16 protein-coding genes are annotated in these 19,053 nt (G+C 71.3%); 5 read left to right on the top strand and 11 right to left on the bottom strand.

Features of this window, described 5'->3' with window-relative positions; translation table 11 throughout:
• Nucleotides 1-83: 83 nt before the first annotated feature.
• The gene (locus tag ACGFNN_RS12435; protein WP_393555198.1) at nucleotides 84-1,307 is read right to left on the bottom strand and encodes an amidohydrolase; all 1,224 of its coding nucleotides are present in this window, start codon (nucleotides 1,305-1,307) and stop codon (nucleotides 84-86) included.
• 159 nt (nucleotides 1,308-1,466) lie between these two features.
• Nucleotides 1,467-2,615: a MarR family transcriptional regulator gene (locus ACGFNN_RS12440; RefSeq protein WP_393555199.1), complete on the bottom strand. Its 1,149-nt coding sequence runs from the start codon at nucleotides 2,613-2,615 to the stop codon at nucleotides 1,467-1,469.
• A 542-nt stretch (nucleotides 2,616-3,157) separates the two neighbouring features.
• Here ACGFNN_RS12440 and ACGFNN_RS12445 point away from each other — a divergent pair.
• Nucleotides 3,158-3,442, top strand: a complete 285-nt coding sequence (locus ACGFNN_RS12445) for a cupin domain-containing protein (RefSeq protein ID WP_362665893.1) — start codon at nucleotides 3,158-3,160, stop codon at nucleotides 3,440-3,442.
• Between the two features lie 46 nt (nucleotides 3,443-3,488).
• Here the strand turns inward: ACGFNN_RS12445 and ACGFNN_RS12450 are convergent, their stop codons facing one another.
• Both ACGFNN_RS12450 and ACGFNN_RS12455 read right to left on the bottom strand, forming a co-directional pair.
• Nucleotides 3,489-5,729 carry a hypothetical protein gene (locus tag ACGFNN_RS12450; protein ID WP_393555202.1) on the bottom strand — a complete coding sequence of 747 codons (2,241 nt, stop codon included), beginning with the start codon at nucleotides 5,727-5,729 and terminating at the stop codon, nucleotides 3,489-3,491.
• Nucleotides 5,726-6,421: an ABC transporter ATP-binding protein gene (locus ACGFNN_RS12455; RefSeq protein ID WP_393555204.1), complete on the bottom strand. Its 696-nt coding sequence runs from the start codon at nucleotides 6,419-6,421 to the stop codon at nucleotides 5,726-5,728. Before ACGFNN_RS12455 ends, ACGFNN_RS12450 begins: the two co-directional genes overlap by 4 nt.
• A gap of 251 nt (nucleotides 6,422-6,672) precedes the next feature.
• Between ACGFNN_RS12455 and ACGFNN_RS12460 the strand changes: the two genes are divergently transcribed.
• Together ACGFNN_RS12460 and ACGFNN_RS12465 are read left to right on the top strand one after the other, a co-directional pair.
• The gene (locus ACGFNN_RS12460) at nucleotides 6,673-7,143 is read left to right on the top strand and encodes a hypothetical protein (protein ID WP_362538774.1); all 471 of its coding nucleotides are present in this window, start codon (nucleotides 6,673-6,675) and stop codon (nucleotides 7,141-7,143) included.
• Between the two features lie 124 nt (nucleotides 7,144-7,267).
• Nucleotides 7,268-7,735: a DUF5959 family protein gene (locus ACGFNN_RS12465; protein ID WP_393555206.1), complete on the top strand. Its 468-nt coding sequence runs from the start codon at nucleotides 7,268-7,270 to the stop codon at nucleotides 7,733-7,735.
• A gap of 72 nt (nucleotides 7,736-7,807) precedes the next feature.
• Here ACGFNN_RS12465 and ACGFNN_RS12470 read toward each other — a convergent pair whose 3' ends face one another.
• Nucleotides 7,808-8,989, bottom strand: a complete 1,182-nt coding sequence (locus tag ACGFNN_RS12470) for an alpha/beta fold hydrolase (protein WP_393555208.1) — start codon at nucleotides 8,987-8,989, stop codon at nucleotides 7,808-7,810.
• 152 nt (nucleotides 8,990-9,141) lie between these two features.
• Nucleotides 9,142-10,779, bottom strand: a complete 1,638-nt coding sequence (locus tag ACGFNN_RS12475; RefSeq protein WP_393555210.1) for an ADP-ribosyltransferase domain-containing protein — start codon at nucleotides 10,777-10,779, stop codon at nucleotides 9,142-9,144.
• A gap of 182 nt (nucleotides 10,780-10,961) precedes the next feature.
• Between ACGFNN_RS12475 and ACGFNN_RS12480 the strand changes: the two genes are divergently transcribed.
• Both ACGFNN_RS12480 and ACGFNN_RS12485 read left to right on the top strand, forming a co-directional pair.
• Nucleotides 10,962-11,645 carry a macro domain-containing protein gene (locus ACGFNN_RS12480; RefSeq protein ID WP_393555212.1) on the top strand — a complete coding sequence of 228 codons (684 nt, stop codon included), beginning with the start codon at nucleotides 10,962-10,964 and terminating at the stop codon, nucleotides 11,643-11,645.
• A 164-nt stretch (nucleotides 11,646-11,809) separates the two neighbouring features.
• A complete protein-coding gene (locus tag ACGFNN_RS12485) occupies nucleotides 11,810-13,549 on the top strand; it encodes a serine/threonine-protein kinase (RefSeq protein ID WP_393555214.1) in 1,740 nt (579 codons plus the stop codon).
• Between the two features lie 41 nt (nucleotides 13,550-13,590).
• Here the strand turns inward: ACGFNN_RS12485 and ACGFNN_RS12490 are convergent, their stop codons facing one another.
• The 5 genes from ACGFNN_RS12490 to ACGFNN_RS12510 form a co-directional block, all read right to left on the bottom strand.
• Nucleotides 13,591-14,265, bottom strand: a complete 675-nt coding sequence (locus ACGFNN_RS12490) for a hypothetical protein (RefSeq protein ID WP_393555216.1) — start codon at nucleotides 14,263-14,265, stop codon at nucleotides 13,591-13,593.
• A gap of 99 nt (nucleotides 14,266-14,364) precedes the next feature.
• Nucleotides 14,365-15,408 (bottom strand): hypothetical protein, encoded by a 1,044-nt coding sequence (locus tag ACGFNN_RS12495; protein WP_393555218.1) that lies wholly within the window; start codon nucleotides 15,406-15,408, stop codon nucleotides 14,365-14,367.
• A gap of 11 nt (nucleotides 15,409-15,419) precedes the next feature.
• Nucleotides 15,420-16,355, bottom strand: coding sequence for an N-acetylneuraminate synthase family protein (locus ACGFNN_RS12500; protein ID WP_362538758.1), 936 nt, complete (start codon nucleotides 16,353-16,355; stop codon nucleotides 15,420-15,422).
• Nucleotides 16,356-16,367: 12 nt separating this feature from the next.
• Nucleotides 16,368-17,606, bottom strand: coding sequence for a cytidylyltransferase domain-containing protein (locus ACGFNN_RS12505; protein ID WP_393555220.1), 1,239 nt, complete (start codon nucleotides 17,604-17,606; stop codon nucleotides 16,368-16,370).
• Nucleotides 17,607-17,626: 20 nt separating this feature from the next.
• Nucleotides 17,627-19,000 carry a DUF6716 putative glycosyltransferase gene (locus tag ACGFNN_RS12510; RefSeq protein WP_393555222.1) on the bottom strand — a complete coding sequence of 458 codons (1,374 nt, stop codon included), beginning with the start codon at nucleotides 18,998-19,000 and terminating at the stop codon, nucleotides 17,627-17,629.
• Nucleotides 19,001-19,053: the final 53 nt, after the last annotated feature.

The following is a 19,053-nucleotide window of genomic DNA, read 5'->3' on the forward strand; positions in this document are numbered from 1 at the left end:
GATCGTAACGCGCGTAGATGTCAGATAAGGACCTGTACGGAAGCCGTTATCGGATCGTCGCGAACAGAAGGTGTCCTCTCCGGCTACTGGGTGTTTCCGTCGAGCAACGCGGCGGCGGTGTACAGCTCGACCCCGACCGTGATGGCCTCCTCGTCGACGTCGAAGTTGCCCCGGTGCAGGTCGAGCCCCCGGGTGTCGCCCGGGGCCCTCACGCCGAGCCTCGCCATGGCGCCGGGGATCTTCTCCAGATACCAGGAGAAGTCCTCCCCGCCCAGGCTCTGTTCGGTGTCCTCGATCGAATACGATCCGCGCCGGATGGTCATCGCGGCGTCGAGGAGACCGATCGTCTCGGCCTCGTTGACCACCGGCGGCACACCCCGGACGTAGTCGATCACCGCTTTCGCCCCGTGCATCGCCGCGACCTCGTCGATGGCCGAGTGCACCAGGTCGGGCGCCTGCCGCCAGCTGTCCAGGTCGAGGCAGCGGACCGTTCCCGACAGCTCGGCGTGTTGCGGGATGACGTTGGGCGCGTGGCCGGTCTGGAGCCGGCCCCAGGTGACCGCCATCCCCGCGCGGGCGTCGACCCTGCGCGCGATCAGCGCGGGCACGTCGGTGGCGACCCGGGCGGCCGCGGTGACCAGGTCGGTGGTGAGGTGCGGCCTCGCGGTGTGACCGCCGGGTCCGTCGAGGGAGACCTCCACACGGTCGCAGGCGGAGGTGATGGGGCCGATCCTGAGCCCGATCTTCCCGACGTCCACCTTGGGGTCGCAGTGCACCCCGATGATCCGTCCGACGCCGTCCAGCACCCCGGCCGCGACCGCGTCCGCCGCGCCTCCGGGCAGGACCTCCTCGGCCGGCTGGAAGATCAGCCGCACGGGGCGGGGCAGCATGCCCTGCCGGTCCAGCTCGCTGAGGACGAGCCCGGCACCCAGGACGCAGACGGTGTGGACGTCGTGCCCGCAGGCGTGCGCACGGTCGGGGACGGTGGAACGGTAGGAGACGCCCACCTTCATGTCGGGGATCGGCAGCGCGTCGATGTCACCGCGCAACGCCAGCATCGGCGTCACACCGTCCCACTCCCCCACGTCGCACACGAGGCCCGTGCCGCCGGGCAGCACCTCGGGCTGGAGCCCCGCCTTCTCCAGCCTGGCCTTGACGGCCGCAGTGGTGCGGAACTCCTGGTTGCCCAGCTCCGGGTGCATGTGCAGATCCCGCCGGAACGCGATCAGCTCGGCACGGAGGTCGTCGGGCAGGGTGCCGGGCATGACTGTCTCAGCGAGGGGCGCACGGAGCTTCAACTGGTTCACCCAGTCAAGGGTAGGCCCAGACCCCCCGCAACTGGCCACAGATCAACAAAAGTTCAGCCGCACAGGGGAACAAAAGGCGGCGCTGCGGCGTGTACCGAGTGGTTCTGATGGGTAAACTCCACCCATTTTCGACCGGGATGGGGGAACCGTAGGCTCCGCTCAGGGAAGCCTGAGCAACTCGCGGAGGGTGCCGACGTAAGTGGCCACCTCGTTCGACGTGGGCGGGGCCTCGGCGGGTACGGACCCCTCAGCCGCCTCCACGACGGGCCCGGGAACGGTCGACGCCTGCGCGGGCACCCGGCAGGAGCGGCAGAGGCCGTCGGGCAGAGCCTCGGGGCGACCGGGAACGCCGCACTCGGCGCACTCGACCATCGGGCGTGGAGCCTGGGCCCCTGGCGTGTCAGGCGCCCCCGCTGCGCCCCCGGACGGCGTCCCGCACGGCACCGCGGGCGGGATCTTGTCGCGGAGCCGCCGCCGGACGAAGCCGACCGGGGAGTCCACGGTGGGCGGCAGCCCGGCGGAGAGCGTACGGATCATGTGGTCCGCGCTCACGCCCCGCGCGAGCCAGGCGGCGGCCAGCCCCTCCAGCGCGGCGCAGTCGGCGGCGGAGAGGGAGACGCGGGCGTCCGTCCTGCCGAGGCGGGCCAACGCGAGATAGGCGGGCGAGGGGAGCGCCGCCGCTGCGGGTGCGGATGCGGGTACGGCGACCTCGGCGGGGCCTTCGAGGTACACCTGCGGGCTCCGGGGGCCCTGAGCGCGCTGTTGAGGTACCACAGGCTCCTGACCCAGGGGAACGGCAGCGAGGGTGGGGCCGGGCTCTGCGCACGGGGAGGCAGGCACGGCGGGTGCGTCGGGCGCGGAAACCGGGTCCGACGTGGCAGCCGGGTTGTGCACTCCGGCCACGCTCGCACCGTCGACGAACGCGGTCCACCACTCGTTGTCGCGGGCCGTACGGGACCAGTAGGTGCGGGTGATCCACCGGATCTGCCCGCCGCCCGCATCGGCGGGCGACCGTACGTGCCTGAGGTGACCGGCGACCGCGAGGGCCCGCAGGGCACCACCGACGGCCATCTGGCCGTACAGCGGGAGGCTCTTGGCCAGGGACTTGATGTCCATCGCGGCACCCTCGGGGAGCCGGTCGACGTAACCGGCGACATACCGCTCACGCTCCGGGAGGAGGGCGAAGTCACCGGGACGCGCGGGGCGTTGGTCCGGAGCGGACCGCTTTCCGTATCCGGGACTGGCGCGCGCGTAGGGGCGGGAGGCTGCGGGTGCGGGCGGGGCGGAGCTAATGTGCTGGGTAACCACGGGATCACGCTTTCTGATCTTGCGGTGAGACCCCGGCCTGGTGCATCGAACACCGCGTCGGGGTCGTTCAGTTGTGGGCACCGTAAGCAGTCGCGACTCTGCGCCGCAAGTCGGTCACGATTAGTCATACTTGCTGTTCGTGACGGGTACGGGAGGTGGGGAGGTTCATTCTCTTTCCTTCTTTTAACCCCCGGATGGGTACAGGTCTCGGATCTCGGCCCTCGAAGCCCGACACCCGGAACCCGAGACCCGAGCTTCGGGCCCGCGCCCCCTTCGGTGTCCCTCGGAGGAGTGATGCGAGGCCCCGGATCTCGGAACCCGAGCTTCGAGCTTCGAGCCCCGGGTTTCGAGCCCCGAGACCCGAGCGCCGGGGAGCGGCCACGTAGGCGATGAGGGCGGGCAGCCCCCTCCGAACCCGGACGCACCGACCCGCCCCCTGCCCCGCCCCAACGCCCTGACCTGCGGTGGATACGCTGCCGAGCAGGAATGCCGACACCGCTTCGCCCCCTCCGGAGCGGCGACCACGACGAGGAGAACCGGCCATGACGACCACCGCCCGCGCCACCCTGCAGCACGAGGACGACCGGGTACGGGTCACCCGCTGGGACTTCCTGCCTCAGGAGTCCACCGGCCGCCACGTCCACGAGTACGACTACGTCGTCGTCCCCGTCACCGACGGGCGGACCGACGTGATCACCCCGGACGGCACCGTCACCCCCTCCGAGCTGCGAGCGGGCGAGTCCTACGCCCGCCCCGCGGGCGGCGAGCACGAGGTCGTCAACGCCGGCTCGGCCCCGCTGGCCTTCGTCGAGATCGAGCTGAAGTGACCGGCACCGAAGCCGGTGACACCCGCTGAAGGCCCTCGCCGTCCGCTCAGTCGTGCCGGGGCCGCCAACGCCTCGCCTCGCGCACCGCGGCCAGGGCGGCGAGGGCCGCGACGAGCAGGGCCAGGGCACACAGCACGGACGCCGACAGGCTCAGCATCTGCGGTGGCAGCTCCCCGTTCCTGGGGGGCGTCGTGTAGGGCAGGGTGATCCAGACGGCACTGACGGATCCCAGGACGGCGGCGACGCACAAGGGGGCGGCGAGAGTCCAGGCCGCCACGGTCACGTACACACGTCTGCTACCGGTCACCATGGAGACGGGCGCGATGGAACGGGCGAAGCGCACCACCTCGGCGAGGCAGTTGAGAGCCGCCGCCAGCGCGACCAGCCCCACCCCGACAACTCCCAGCAGGGTCACCCAGCGCAGCTGGGAGGAGAGCAGCGCGGCGCCGCCGATCCACCCCTGCCCGATGCCCTCGACAAGAGCCCCGGGGCCCAGCACGGCGAGGGCATCACGCTTGAGTTCTCCGAGCGGCAGGTCCTCACCCTGTGGCGAGTGGACCACGAGCATGTTGTTCCGGCGGGGCTCCAGCGGGCCCCTGCTCACACCGACCCGCGTCACCGAGGCCGGCAGAAGGGCTCGCAGCTCGGGCGTGGATTCCGTGAGCGGGACGTCCCGCGCCGTACGGCCGGCCGGGCAGTCCAGTCCCAACCCCCGCAGAGCGCCGCAGCTTCCACGCACCGTGACGGCCTGCCGCACCTCGACGGGCCCGTCCGGTGTCTCCCGGACCTCGCCCGCGCCGTTCGCGAGACCGAGCGTCGAGTCCAGCACCGCGACCTCGGCGCCGGTCGGCAGCGCCCGAACCAGCGACCCTGCTCTTCCCTCCGAGCCGGGCGGAATCTGAACGGTGGCGACGCTATGGCCGAAACGTTCCCGCATGGCCAACGCGCCTTGGACGGTCGCGCTGTGCATGCTCGGGTACACCTGCACCACGCTCAGGAGCCCTACCGCGACGACCACCCCCGCGACGAGACGCGAGAGGTATCCCGGGCGCCCCTGGGTCCAACGGCCGGCGAGCAGCGTGCCCGCCAGCCCCCGCCGCCGACCCAGCTCCGTCACGCCTCGGCCGGCCGCGGAGAGCAGCAGCGCGATGGCCGCGGGAAGAGTGGCCAGGGCGCCGACCGTGCCGAGCATCGACACCAGTACGACGGTCCGGGTGGCGCCCTGGGTGGCGAACGCCGTCGGCGACCAGCTCAGAATTCCCAGGAAGACCGGGCACAGCGCGGCACCGAGGATGACCGGCCGGCTGCGACCGGCGGCCCTCGGCCGGGTGGAACGGCCGGGCCCCGCCCACCGATGCATCAGGACCACCAGGGCGACGAGCAGAATGGGCCCTGCGGCGAGGGCCGCGAGCAACTGCCAGGCGTGTGACCGCATGTCGGAGGCTGCTAGCACATAGCCGACGACAGGGATGCGCAGATCGGTGGCCAGAGCGGCGACCAGCAGGAACGCCGGCGGCGTGACACCGAGCAGGAGAGCCGGGGCCGCCTCCCCCGCGCTCAGCAGGGCCAGCTGCCGGCGTGAACCGCCGAGGGCTCCGAGGAGTGCCGTACGACGGTCCCGCCCGGCAGCGCCCAGCCGCGTGGCCACCACGGCGAACAGTCCGGCAGGCAGGCCGAGCATGGCGATCAGCAGGGTGAGGAAGACGGAGAACGGGCGTACAGTCGCCAGATCACCGAAGCCGCCCGCGTCCGGGGATCCGAAACCGGTGGCGATCAACGCGTGCTTCACGCTGAGCGAGCCGGGTGCCGGCCGCGCGTAGGCATAGCGTTCGCCGGGGCTCGCCAGGCCTTCGGGCCCGATGTGTCCCACGACGTGTCCGTAACGGTCACCTACTCCGTCGGCAGCGAGGGAGGGGGACAGCACCGCCTCGCCCGGCTCCGGCCAGCGGGACACGCCGGGCGGCAACGGAGCGTCCGAGCCGACCGGTTCGACGAACACGACCTCGACCTGCCGATCGTCGACGTCGTCCAGGTGAAAGTGCAGACGGAGTGGAGCCTCCTCCTCCGTCTGCCCGTCGTGCAGACGGAGGACAGGCGTGCGTGCCGCCCCGCGTTCCGTCCGTTCCTGGTAGGTGGCCCAAGCCGCCATCGCCGACACCAAGGTCACGGCGAGTACGGAGGTGGCGATCGTCAGAGCCACGAAGCGAACTCGGCCGTCGGTGGATCCCCGCCCCGCCGCGAGCCCCATGCGCAACAGCTGGCGCCCCAGTGACCTCCCGTCACTCATCGGACGCCTCGCGAGAGCGGCGCGTCCTGTGCGACCAGACGCCCTTCGTGCAGAGCGAAGCGCTGATCCGCGCGAGCGGCGACCGACTCGTCGTGGGTCACCACGAGGACGGCGCACCCCCACCTACGAGGCAGGGAGAAGAGCAGTTCCGCCACGGCTTCCCGGTTCCGGGTGTCCAGCGAACCCGTGGGTTCGTCCGCCAGCAGCAGTGTCGGCTGATTCACCAACGCGCGCGCCACCGCGGCTCGCTGTCGTTCCCCGCCGGAGAGTTCGGCGGTCGGGGTCCCCTCGACGGGCACCCCGAGATCGGTGAGCAGTCGGCGAGCACGCCCGAAGGCGTCGGACCGCTTCACCCCGGCCAGGAGCGCGGCCATCGCGACGTTCTCCACGGGCGTGAGCTCCGGCAGCAGTTCGCCGAACTGGAACACCATGCCGATGGTGTCGCGCCGGTGCCGGGCCAGAGCACGCGGCTTGAGCGAGGACAGATCCCGGCCCGCGACCCGGACTTCGCCGTCGTCGTACGGGATCAGCCCCAGCAGGCAGTTGAGCAGTGTGCTCTTGCCCGTCCCGCTGGGACCGGTGACGGCGGAGGACCGTCCGGCCGGAAGGGTCAGGTCCACGCCGTCGAGCAGCGTCCTGCCGGCCACGGAGTAGCGGAGGTTCCGGACCTCCAGGACGGGATTCACTCGCATCACACAGTCTCTTTCAGCTGGTCGTCCACCAGCACGCGAAAGGATCAGCTCCGCTACCGGATCGGGCCTCGGTGCCACTGCCTTGCTCGTTCCACAGCGTCCGGAGCCGAGGCGTGGCACCTCGGCCGCGTGAAACCGCCCCGCGCGGATCGCTCACGAACACGAAGTAGGCAGATTACTGCGGGACTTGATCAATCATCTGCCTTCAGGGCGGGTACGGTTACGGCCCTGGACACACCCGGGAGTCAGTTGTGAAGTCGTTCGACGGCGAGGAGCCGGCGCCACTCCCGGCGCCGAGCCCCTCGGGCGCACCGGACACCCTGCTGCTCCGCCTCGACCGGACTTTCAGGGTCTGGAGCTACGGCGTTGGCCACTCCCACCTGCTGCTGCGTTCCCGGAAGGAGGGGACGGACCGGCCCCGGCTGGATCTTCATTTCGAGGCGGTCGACGTGATGCGCCTGGTCCGGCGCTACGAGGGTCTCGAACTGCACACCGTCGACGACGACATGTCCGCCCGGCTGTACGAGGAATCGGGCGTTCCGGCGGCGCTGCGGGACACTCGCCTGGTGGTGGCGCTGCGGTCCCGCAGCGGTACGGGTTACGTGCAGTGCGGGCGCGTCATCGTGGACCGGTACGGGGACGACGAGGATCCGCCGCCGGGCTCCGCCCGCGTCCGCGACGTGGTCTGGGGGCTGCGTCCCTCGGACATCCGGAGCGCGTAGGACGCGCCGGTTCGGCGGGGGGGGGAATCGACCTCTTGGAATTCCTGACACAACGCCCTCGTGCGAGCCGGATGGTGATGCGCGGGCATCATGACGGCAGTCGATGTGAGCGTAGGGAGCACGGATGGCAGAGAGCGGCACTGCGGATCTCATCCACTTGGCCGACGGAGAGAGCAGCCTCGTAGTTCGAGTGCTAGGCCGGCACATGCCGGGAGTGCTGCCGTGGCACGACTTCCTCGACGCCGAGATCATCGTCACGAGCGGGTTCACCCAAGGGCGTGCCGATGTCTGCCTGGCTCCGGACGACCTGGACAGCTGGTCCCAGGTCTTGGGCGCTCTCGCCGCCGGGCGGGACGCCGCGTGGATGGACGACGGAAGAAGCACTGAGATCCGCTTCGAACCGTCCGGCCGGAACGGGGTCGCCAAGATCGCGGTCGAAGACTCCGCCGGCACGGGGACGTCGGTCCGGGTTCGGGTACGTCTGGCTGATGGATGGGCCGACGACCATGGCGAGCTGCTACAGCAGGTCAGGACGGCCTGGCCTCAGGAAGTCGCGGAAACCTCCCCAGGTGCCTACGAGTGGCGGCGCTGAGCTGCTGGCAGGAGGCGGCTGCCAGGGCTCTGGCTTCGCCCTCGGCAGGCAGGCAGTTGGCACCCGGTGCGCTCAGGGGCCGAGCAGGGGCACCATCGCGCGGGCGAATTCCGCAGGCACGGCGCTCGCGCCCACGTGGTTGCCGGGCACGTCGATCAGAGGTAGTCCCAATCGGCCTGCGAGCGCATGGGTGGCCCGGCGCGCCATCTGGTGATGGCTCAGCGCGCCGGCGCACAGCGCCACCGGGAGTCCACGGGTGGCTTCGATGTCGGGCTCGTAGAAGACCGTCGGGCCGGCCATCCTTCCCAGGAAGTAGCGGTTCTTGTCGAGTTCCTCGGCGGGGAGCTCGGGCAGAGTCATATGCCCTGGCGGCCTCTCGTCCGGGCCCGTGTGGTGTCCCGCGGCGCTGAGATCGAAGAACTCCTGCACCGCCCGCTGAGGGTCGGTTTCCGCCGCCGCGAATGCCGCCGCAGCGCGCTCCGCCAGATCCACGTCGTCCAGGAGGGACACCAGGGGCGGCTCGTGCAGGACGGCTCGGCCGACCAGACGGGGATGCCGCCTGGCCAGCTCCAGCAGTGTCACCGCACCACCACTGGTACCGACGAACAGCGCCGGCCCGCCGGTGATCCGGTCGACGAGCGCGGCGAGGTCCGCAGCCAGGACCTCGGGCGTGGGCGCCGCCATCCCCGGCACCACGCGGCTGGCACCGATCCCTCGCGGATCGTGGGTGACGACCCTGAACCGTCCCGTGAGCTCGTGCGCCAGCGCTGCGAAGCCGGCCCGCCCCGCAGGCGCGCCGACGAGGAACAGCAGTGGCCCCTCACCCTGCGCGCTGAATGCGATCGTGCAGTCCGGCCGGTCGAGACGTTCCGGCGAACCCGAGATCCGGTCGCTGTAGTCCGCGATCTTCCGGGCGATCACATCGAGGGCACGGTCCAGCTCCTCGCGACGGTCCTGGACGCGACGGCGGTGAGCCGTGAGCAACTCGAGCCGGAGGACAGCCGGATCGGTGACCCTGTCGTCAGCACCGGTGAACTGCGCGATGTCAGCCAGTGGCATCCCTGTCTCACGGAGATGGACCAGCATGCGGATCAGCTCGACGTCGGCCGTCGTGTACCGGCGACGGCCCGCGCTGTCGCGGCGAGGAGACGGCACGATCCCCTGCCGTTCGAAGTAGCGCAAGGTGTCCGGCGCCAGGCCGATCCGTGCGGAAACATCCGCGATCCCCACCAGCTCATCTGCCTCATCACTCATGCCGCAAGCCTCCGTGTTGAACCCTGGTCCAGGTCAAGCGGTCGACGTCCGGCACGCTCGATCGAGCTGCCCGGTAGGCACCCTCCGGCTGGATCAGGTGATCAGGACGGTACGGAGCGACGGCCGCCGACGGAGGGACCGGCGTCCGCCGTTCAGGACACCAGCGTCTGCTCCTCCAACTCCCGCAGCTTCACGGTGCACAGGCCACCACGCTCCGACTTCACCGACGTGACCTCCAGCTGGGTGCCCGGCGACAGGATGAACTCCTCCTCGCCCGTGAAGGCGGAGAAGCGCCGGATGCCGACCGCCCGGACCGGCGTCACCTCGAACAGCGTCCGCCTCCCGCGTCCCCCCATGAACGCGCGCGCCACGCGCGGCTCGGAGGTGCAGGAGGACACACCCCACCAGGTGACGGTCCCGCCAAGCGGATACTGCGCGCGCAGATCCAGTGCGACGCCTCGGTACAGCGGTTCGGTGTGGGTGGGCAGGTGCGATACGGCGGAGAACAGCAGGCGCAGGTAGGGGATGTACGGGGTGAGTCTCGCCCGGTCCGGTGAGCGCAGTACGGAGTTGATCTCCCGGTAGAACGCCGACTCGCAGGTGTAGAGGTGGAGTGCCGCGATGGCGTCCGCGTCCGGACCGCCCTCGCCGTGCTCCTCGTCGGCGCGCGTCTTACCGAAGGCGTGCGCGCTCTCGACGTGCCGGCCGATCCCGGCCAGCAGCGAGACGACCGGCCCGACGGCCTCCTGGAAGCCCATCAGCGGGGTGTCGAAGACGCCGGTGATGGCCGGTAGGACGAGCCCCTCGTCCTTGACGCTCGCAAGACGCTCCAGATAGAGCTGGTGCAGCTCCATGGTCGAGGTGATGAAGGCGCCCATGCGGTCCGCCACGGCGCCGCGTCCCTCCTCCCCGCCGTCCTCGCCGGGTCCGCCGACCGCCGCGTTCCACCCCTTGCTCGGGAGCCAGTCGATCTCCTCGGCTCCCATGGAGGCGAGGGCCGCGTTGACCGTCCCGAAGTGCTCGCCGTCGCAGAAGATGTCCCCCTGCGCGGCGGGGTTGGAGTGGTCGATGTGGCGGACCTCGACCTGCGGATACCTGCGCTGGATCCACTCGACGGTCTGTTTCAGACCGCGTGCGTGAGCGCCCCACCAGACGAAGACGACGTGCCGGTCCTCCTCGTCGGCCTCCGACTTGGCCTTGAATATCTCCTCGACGATCTGTATCACGATCGGTCGCCAGAACTTCGTGTGCTCGGCGGTCGTCAGCACCCCGTCGCTGCTGGCGGTGAGCGCCGTGTTCAGCAGCAGGACGCCCTGCGTCAGCATCGCCTGGAACCACTCCGGCGGCTGGACGGTGTCCTGTTCCTTCAGCAGCTTGCGGAGGTCGGCGATCGGGGTCTTCTTCGGTATGCCGTACTTCCACATCGCTGCCGCCTTGATGACGCAGCGCATGCTCACGACCCGGCCGAACCGGCTGTCCGTCCAGTCGTGGAAGGTGTTGTCGAACATGGCGATGCCGGTGGCGCTCTCCAGCCTCGGGTAAGGATTCTGGCCGAAGGCGACCACCTTCCACTTGTGCGGCGGGTTCGGCTTCAGCGCCTGGAAGGTCAGCTCGCGTGCGGGCACCACGCCCGGACCCCGACCAGGACCGATGAACTCCGCACCCGATCTGTTCAGTTCGATGTGCCGCTTCAGCAGCGGCAGCCACGGCTCACCGCCGCCGGCGAAGAGCTCGGCCAGGGCCAGGGGGTCGTTCGGGTCGGGCTGAGCAGGGGTGCCGGCATCGCTCATGGTGGAGACGCTCCGCGGGTGTCGGTCCGGTTCGATGAGTCGAGTTGTATCCCCTGGCACTGACAACGGGAGGTACGGGAGGTCGTCATCATCCGCACTGCCGCTCGGCACCGGACGGAGTGTCAGTGGTGCCCGTTAGCGTTCTGAGGAGTGGAGAAGCCACCTCTCGATCGAAGGATTCGATGACCCCGAACCGCGTGCCGACACCTGCCGTACGGGTGGTTCTGACCGACCTGAGCGCCTCGGTCGTGAGCGCGTGGCGCGCCGCGTTCGCCGACGTCCCGGAGATCGAGATCCGCAAGGGTTCGATCCTCGGGGAGAAGGTGGACGCCTGGGTCACCCCCACCAACTCCCGTGGCCGGATGGACGGTGGGACCGACGCGGCGGTGAAGCGGCATCTCGGAGCCGGTATCCAGTTGCGGGTGCAGCGGGCGATCCGGGACGGCTTCGGGGGGAGCCTGCCGGTGGGGAGCGCGGTGTGTGTGCCCTCCGGGGCGGTCACCCCGAAGTTCCTCATATCCACACCGACGATGGAGGGGTCCGCGGAGGACGTCAGCGAGACACTCAACGTGGCGCTGGCATGCGCCGCCGCCTTCCAGGCGGTCCACCGGCAGAACAGCGAGGTACCGGGCAGCATCACCTCGGTGGCGCTCGTCGGCATGGGTGCCAGGACCGGCCGGGTGCCCGCACGGGTCTGCGCCAACCTGATGTGGACGGGCTGGACCCTCTTCAACGACCACGCGTTCACGGACTACGACGATCTGCGTGCCACGATCACCGCCCAGCTCGACGATCTGGAAGCCGCTCCTGAGACGAGGCGGGTCCGGGTCGACCCGTCCAGACGCACGGCGGTCGCCCGCCGCTGACCGGCAGTCGGGACCGGTGGCGGCCGTGGAGGCGGGATCGGGCGCGGTGCGGAAGGCAGCGGTCCGATGTGCGGTGCACAGGCGCCTCCCGGCCGTACGGCCGCACGGCGGCTCCGCATAGGCTGCTGCCGTTGGCCGGTGCGTCACAGGGGGTTTCGGGGCTGATGAGTCATACGACGGAGGTCTTCCAGCCGCTTCAGGCGGACGACCCGTCCGGGGTCGGCGGCTACCGGTTCGCCGCACGGCTGGGCGCCGGCGGCATGGGGCGCGTGTACCTGTCGCACACCCAGGGCGGCCGCCCGGTGGCCATCAAGGTGGTCCGGCCGGAGCTGGCCGACGACCCGGACTTCCGAAGACGGTTCACCCGGGAGATAAAGGCGGCTCGGCAGGTCAAGGGGGCGTACACCGCCGAGCTGATCGACGCCGACGCCGACGGCGTACCTCCCTGGCTGGCCACGCTGTACGTGCCGGGGCCGTCGCTGACCGAGGCCGTGAACCGGCGCGGGCCCCTGCCGGTGCCGGCGGTGCTCTGGCTGATGGCGGGGGTGGCCGAGGCGTTGCAGGTCATCCACGCCGGGGGCATCGTGCACCGGGACCTGAAGCCGTCGAACGTGCTGCTGGCCTCGGACGGGCCGCGGGTGATCGACTTCGGTATCGCGCTGGCCGCCGGCGGGACGGCGTACACCGCGCCGGGAAGCACGATCGGCACGCCCTCCTTCATGTCGCCGGAGCAGATATCCGGCGGCGAGATCACTCCGGCGGCCGACATCTTCGCGCTCGGCCAGACCGCGGCGTTCGCGGCACTGGGGCGCACCCTCTACGGGGACGGCTCCGCCGTCAACGTCCAGTACCGGATCCTGCACTCCGAACCCGAACTGTCGCTGCTGCCAGAAGCGTTGCGCCCGTTGTTCGCCCGGTGCCTGGCCGCCGAGCCGGCGGAGCGTGCCACGCCCGCGGAGGTCGTGGAGTGGTGCCGTCAGCGCCTGGGTGCCGAGGCGGACGCGGGCGGGGGTCCCGCCGTGTGGCGGGAGGTCGCCGGGCCCCGGACGGTGGTCCCCGCACCGGTCCCCGAGCCGACCCCGGCCTACCCGGTCCCGCCGGTGCTCACGCCTACTGCCGTGGCCGCAGCGGTGCCGGCGCCCGTGTTCGCCCCGCCCTATCCGCAGCCGCAGCCGCAGCCGCAGTTCGGATGGCCGCAGAAGGAGCTGACTCCGCAGGAGCGCAAGGCCCGCAGGCGGCGCGCCCTGCTGGTCACGGCCGCGGCCGTCACGGGCGGGGCGCTGCTGGTGGCGGGTCTGACATGGACCCTCACGGATGTGGTGAAACGGTTCGGCGGCCAGGACGGCGGAGGCCGGGGGGCATCCGCGACCGGGCCGGCGGCCCACTCGTCCGCATCCGCGTCCGCACAGGGGTCCTCCCCGGGCGGTTCCCCGGACCGGCAGGACCCCTCCGGTCCGTCCGTGGTCGGGGCCGGTGACGACGCCTCCGGGGACGGCTCCTCCGCGTCGAGCCGGCCGGAGGAGCCTCAGCCGGAGGAATACCTCCTGTGGCTGGACACGAAGAACTCGCTGAGCCTCAAGAGCGCCGAACCGGCGCTGAAGAGCCGTAAGGGCGACTTCCGTCTCGACTGCGCCTCCGCCGGATGCCGGGTCGCGAGCGGACCGGAGGCGTTCGTGCGGATGTCCGAGGGACACGGCACGACCCTCGACGAATGCCGCAGCATGCTCAGGACCGCCGGCAAGCACAGCGCGACGCTCGAAGGAGCCCCTCCCAAGGCGGAGTTCTGCCTGAAGGACGCCGAGGGCGACATCGGGCTGTACGTGGTCCAGACCCAGTCCACCAGTCTGCCTGAACTCGCCTTCCTCTCAGGGGACCTGACCGTCTGGCGGAGCACCGACCGGTAGCGGGCGACGCCGACTGGTAGGGGTCGACGCCGCCCGGCCCGTCAGTCCCTCCTGGTGTCCCAGGGGTCGCCGATCCAGCCGTCGAAGGAGGGGACGAGGGCTGCGAGGGCGGCTCCAACCCTCCAGTCCAGGTGCGATGCGTGCAGATGCACCGTGTTCCCGGACGACTTGAACTCCAGAGGCACCTCTCCCCCGGAGCGCCACTTGATGCGGCGGGGGCCGCGCGGGAAGTCGCCGCCGCCACCGCCGAACAGGGCGCCCACCACCATGAGCGGCAGCAGGGGCGTGAAGAACCACCACACGCCCCACCAGAAGAGCCGGCCCTTGCGACCCACCGCCTCGGGGATGCCGGCGGTGCTCACCGTCCAGCGTGAGCGCGCGCCCCGGCTGAACGCCTTGTCGCGCGTGAACGTACCGAGCGGTTCACCTTGCGCACCGAGCACCTGGAACTGGGCGCGCCCGCCGTTCGCTGAGACGGTGACCAGGGTGGCGACCCGTGCCTGGCGTCGCTCGTCCTCCCACAGGACGAAGGACCGGGCGCCGCTGTCCCGGGCCGCGAGGTAGGCGGGTATGCCGCCGGGCGGCAACTCCCGTTCCACACAGGCGACCGTCCGCGAGGGCCCCTGACCGTCGGAGTAGTTGATCCGGCAGTCGAATTCCCCGCCGGGAGCGTTCCTCAGCAGGCCCATCCCGCGCAGGCTCAGAGTCTGTGTCACCCGACGAGCTCCTTCGTGTGTGTTCGTGAGGAACGTTCCTGCGGTGAACGTCCAGCACGAAGGTACGCCCGTGCGACCCCGCCCGTTGCCCCGTCCGCGTCAGCCCTCCCCGACGACCGCGGTGCTCCCCCAGGACGCCAGCCGGTGCACGTCCTTGGCCGTCTCGGTGACTCCGCTCAGGAAGCCCTGGGCGCGCGGGGACGCCGTGTCCCGGAGCCACTCCGGAGCTATGTCGCACACCGCGACCTTCACCCCGGTACCCGCGAGCGCGAGCGGCAGGGTGTGGACCACGGTGGACGGGAAGCTGAGAACCGTGTGGCCGATGGGGCCCCTGCGGGCGATGAGTTCCAGGGGGAGGTCCGGGCGGACGATCTCCAGGCCGGTGGCGGATTCCAGGGCGTGGAGCTTCTCCGCCGATTCCCGGCGGTGCGCGAAGTAGCGGGTCGCGCCGTGGGTCCGGGCGAGGGAGCGGACCGCCTCCTCGTACGGGGCGGGGTCGATCACCCCGGTCTCCACCAGGGAGGTGCCGACCAGGTCGGCGCCCTTGGTGATGAGCGGCGGGCCGAAACGCCCCCGGGTCCAGGCGAAGGTGTTCTCCGTGACCTCTATGCCGACGGGAGCCTCCACCGGCATCGCGGTGAACACCTCGACCGTGCGGGACGCCGACGGGGTGAAGCTGCGGCGTGCCGCAGAGGTCACGGGGGCCAGGAGCATCTCGCGCGGCCCTCCGCTCCCCCTGCGGTGCCAGCGCACCAGGCGTTCACCGCGCGCCAGTTGTGCGACGAACTCCATGGTGGCGGTGCCGTCGTCGACGACCGTGATCCGGCGGGTGCGGACCAGGGAGAGGAGGAGTTGCACGTACCGGGAGAACGGGTCACCGATCACTATGCGGTCGGCCTTGCGGATCAGCCCCGTCAGGGCCCGCAGGGCCTTGAGAGGCGCGCCCTTCTCTCCGCGCGCCTCCTGCCAGCGGACGGTGATGCCCTCGTCGCGGGCCAGCTCCGCCATCCTGCGCAGCTGTCCGCGCGACATCGGGTCGACCGGGGGGAGGACGACGACCGTGGTGTCCGGTCCTCCCCGGGTGTGGGTCCACTCCAGGACGTTCAGGAGCTGGACCGGGCTCTCGACGAAGGCGAGGTTCACCGGTCGGCCCGTCAGACCGCGACCGGCTCGGCGGCCGCCGCGTCGTCGTTCTCGGCGACGACGCCCGCGACCCGGCGGAGCTTCTTCATCGGGCCGAGCTCCGACTCGTAGACCTTCTTGACGCCGTCACCGAGCGACGCCTCGATGGTGCGGATGTCGCGGACGAGCCGGGTGAGACCCTGCGGCTCGACGGACGCGGCCTGGTCGGAGCCCCACATCGCCCGGTCGAGGGTGATGTGGCGCTCGACGAACGTGGCGCCGAGCGCGACGGCCGCGAGCGTCGTCTGCAGGCCGGTCTCGTGGCCGCTGTAGCCGATCGGCACGTTCGGGTACTCCTGCTGGAGGGTGTTGATGACCCGCAGGTTGAGCTCCTCGGCCTTCGCCGGGTACGTCGACGTGGCGTGGCAGAGCAGGATGTTGTCGCTGCCGAGGACCTCGACCGCGTGCCTGATCTGCTTCGGCGTCGACATGCCGGTGGAGAGGATGACCGTACGGCCGGTCGCGCGCAGCGCGCGGAGCAGCTCGTCGTCGGTGAGGGAGGCGGAGGCGACCTTGTGCGCGGGGACGTCGAACTTCTCCAGGAAGGCGACGGCCTCGGTGTCCCACGGGGAGGCGAACCAGTCGATGCCGCGCTTGGCGCAGTGCTCGGCGATGGCGGTGTACTCGGCCTCGCCGAACTCGACGCGGTGACGGTAGTCGATGTACGTCATCCGGCCCCAGGGGGTGTCGCGCTCGATGTCCCACTGGTCGCGCGGGGTGCAGATCTCCGGGGTGCGCTTCTGGAACTTGACCGCGTCGCAGCCGGCCTCGGCGGCCACGTCGATGAGGGCGAGGGCGTTGTCGAGGTCGCCGTTGTGGTTGATGCCGATCTCGCCGGTGACGTAGACGGGGTGACCGGGGCCGGCGGTGCGGGTGCCGAAGGTGCGCAGGCGGGAGGTGCTGCTCATGGTGGTGCTTCCTTACGTGGTGGGGACGTTGGCGGATTCGGTGGTGAGGGTGGGGCCCAGAAGCCATGCCGCGATCTCGCGGATGGCACCGGAACCGCCGGGGTTGGTGGTCACGGCACGCGCGGCGGCGCGCACCGAGTCGTGGGCGTTCGCGACGGCGACGGGCCAGCCCGCCAGGCCGAAGCAGGCCAGGTCGTTGACGTCGTTGCCGACGTAGAGCACGCGGTCGGGAGCGACGGACTGCTCCTCGCACCACTGCTTGAGGGCCAGGTCCTTGCGGTCGATGCCGTGCAGGACGGGGACCTGGAGCTTGCGGGCGCGGGCGGCGACGACCGGGTTCTGTTCCGTGGAAAGGATCAGGATCGGTACGCCGGTGCGGCGCAGCGCGGCGATGCCGAGGCCGTCCCCCCGGTGCACGGCGACGATCTCGCGGCCGTCGGAGTCGATGAGGACCCGGTCGTCGGTCTGCGTGCCGTCGAAGTCGAGGACGATCGCGTCGATGTCCGCCAGGGTGGGCAGCGGCGAGGGATCGAGGAGCGGAGCCAGGGCGCGGGCCCGGGCCAGGTCGTGCGGGTCGTCGATCTCCAGGACCCGGGCGGGGTCGGTGGGGACGAGCGCGGTGTGGCCGAAGAAGCGGTGGCGGTGGGTGCGGAAGCCCTCGACGTCCATGGCGTACGCGGCCCCGGTCTCCAGGTAGTCCTGGGGGCGGTCCTGCCGGCGGGGGCGTACGGCCTTGTCGTGGTTGACGCCGTAGGTGTCGTCCTCGACGGGGGTGCCGTCGCGCCACACGAAGCCGTGGAAGGGGGCCACGGTGACGGCGGTGTCGGCGCCCTCGCGGGCCACCGCGGCGGCGACGCCGTCGATGTCCTCGCGGGTGATGAAGGGGCTCGTGCACTGGACCAGCAGGACCACGTCGGCCTTCCGGCCGTGGGCCGCCGTCTCGTAGCTGTGCAGGGCGTGCAGGACCGCGGCCTCGCTGGTCGCGGTGTCACCGGCGATGGCGGCGGGGCGCTGGACGCAGTGCAGCCGGGCGCTCTCCCCCAGTGCCTCCCCGGCGGCCTTCGCCGCGTCCGAGATCGCCGGGTCGTCGGTCGTCACGACGACGTCGGTGACCTCGGGCGAGGAGAGGCAGGCCCGGACGGCGCGGGCGACGAGCGGTACGCCGCCGACCCTCGCGAGGTTCTTGGCCGGCACTCCCTTGGATCCGCCGCGGGCGGGGATCACGGCGAGCACGGTGGGTGGCGGGGTCATGGTCGCTCCTGAATCAGTGGTCACAGCTCGCCCATCCGTCGGATCACGGGGGCGACCCGCTGGACGCCGTGGCGGTAGGCGCCGCGCGCCGCGTTGCGTACGGTCTCGCGCACCGCGCCCCGCACCCGGCCGGTCTCCTTGGGGGTGACGGCGCCGGGAAGCGGAGTGCCGTCGGGGCGCAGGTGGTGGCGGGCGAGGATGCCGGGGAGGTATCCGGGCGCGGTGGCAGGTGTGTAGTAGGGGGTGAGCGGGGGGAGTTCCTCCGCCGCGAGCAGTTCGCCGACGCGGGCGCGGGCGGTGTCGTAGGCGGAGCCGTAGGTGCCGTCGGCGGCGACGCCCTGGCCGGCCACCCACTCCTCGTCGGGTTCCGGGCGGAGGCCGCCGTCGAGGTGGTCCCAGGACGTGATCAGTCCGGAGCCGACGAAGTGGTGGTTGCCGAGCACCTCGCGCACGCCCAGGTCGGAGAGGATCGCCGTCGGGATGCGCCGGTGCAGGGATTCGAGGGCCGCGGTGGAGGACACGGTGACCAGCAGGTCGGTGCGGTCCAGGACCTCGCCCATGTGCCCGTACACCAGGCGGAAGTTGGGCGGCAGACCGCCCGGGAGCCGCTCCGCCAGGCGCTGGTAGGGCAGCTCCTCGATGTGGGTGGTGTGCTCTCCCGGCTTGGAGCGCAGCTTGAGCAGCACCTCGCGGCCCGGGTGCAGCCGCGCGTGCTCGACGAGGCGGCGCAGCAGGTAGGTGCGCTCCGCCCTGGTCGCCGGTACGGAGGGCTGGGCCGCGAACACCACGGTGTCGCGTCCTTCCTCGGGCCGGTGCGGCTCGCCGCCCAGGAACGGCAGGGCGGCCTCGGTGACGGACGAGGCGTCGGCGCCGACCCCTTCGTACACCGCGCGGAAACGCTCCGCGTCGTGACGGGAGTTGGCGAGGACGACATCGGCGCCGTGGCGCAGCAGGAGCCCGTCGGCGAGCTTCTCGTAGACGACGCCGACGTATCCGGTGACGACGACCGGCCTGCGCGGCAGGCCGAGTGCGGCCAGGCCGTGCAGCATGGCCTGGACGGCGCCTCCGACGAGGGCGAGGACGACGACGTCGTACCTCTCGTCCCGCACGGTGTGCAGGAATTCGACCGCCGTCACCTCACGCACCCGGGAGGTGTCCACACCGACCTCGCCCACCTCGGCGAGCTGCCGGGGCGTCGGGGTGGCGCGGCCTCGCAGCAGCAGTCCGGTGGTCTCGACGGGGCGCTCCTCGGCACCCGCGGTGAGGCGGTGCGCGGTGAGAGCGCCCCACTTCCACCGGGTGTCGGAGTCGGCGAGGACGGCGACCCTGAGAGCCGGGGCTGCGGCTGTTGCGTTGTCGGCCGGATCAGCCGAATTCCTGGAACGTGGAGGCACGTCCTAGAAGCTAGGAAGGCATTTCGATCCGCGGCCCAACGTGATGGCAACAG

This window comes from Streptomyces sp. NPDC048590, from assembly GCF_043199535.1.
In the GTDB taxonomy this organism is placed as follows: Bacteria; Actinomycetota; Actinomycetes; order Streptomycetales; family Streptomycetaceae; genus Streptomyces.

Excerpts from the sequence above, each read along its gene's own strand:
- ACGFNN_RS12480 (WP_393555212.1), top strand. The coding sequence starts at position 10,962 with ATGACCCCGAACCGCGTGCCGACACCTGCCGTACGGGTGGTTCTGACC.
- ACGFNN_RS12475 (WP_393555210.1), bottom strand. The coding sequence starts at position 10,779 with ATGAGCGATGCCGGCACCCCTGCTCAGCCCGACCCGAACGACCCCCTG.
- ACGFNN_RS12485 (WP_393555214.1), top strand. The coding sequence starts at position 11,810 with ATGAGTCATACGACGGAGGTCTTCCAGCCGCTTCAGGCGGACGACCCG.
- ACGFNN_RS12500 (WP_362538758.1), bottom strand. The coding sequence starts at position 16,355 with ATGAGCAGCACCTCCCGCCTGCGCACCTTCGGCACCCGCACCGCCGGC.
- ACGFNN_RS12465 (WP_393555206.1), top strand. The coding sequence starts at position 7,268 with ATGGCAGAGAGCGGCACTGCGGATCTCATCCACTTGGCCGACGGAGAG.
- ACGFNN_RS12445 (WP_362665893.1), top strand. The coding sequence starts at position 3,158 with ATGACGACCACCGCCCGCGCCACCCTGCAGCACGAGGACGACCGGGTA.
- ACGFNN_RS12455 (WP_393555204.1), bottom strand. The coding sequence starts at position 6,421 with ATGCGAGTGAATCCCGTCCTGGAGGTCCGGAACCTCCGCTACTCCGTG.
- ACGFNN_RS12505 (WP_393555220.1), bottom strand. The coding sequence starts at position 17,606 with ATGACCCCGCCACCCACCGTGCTCGCCGTGATCCCCGCCCGCGGCGGA.
- ACGFNN_RS12450 (WP_393555202.1), bottom strand. The coding sequence starts at position 5,729 with ATGAGTGACGGGAGGTCACTGGGGCGCCAGCTGTTGCGCATGGGGCTC.
- ACGFNN_RS12470 (WP_393555208.1), bottom strand. The coding sequence starts at position 8,989 with ATGAGTGATGAGGCAGATGAGCTGGTGGGGATCGCGGATGTTTCCGCA.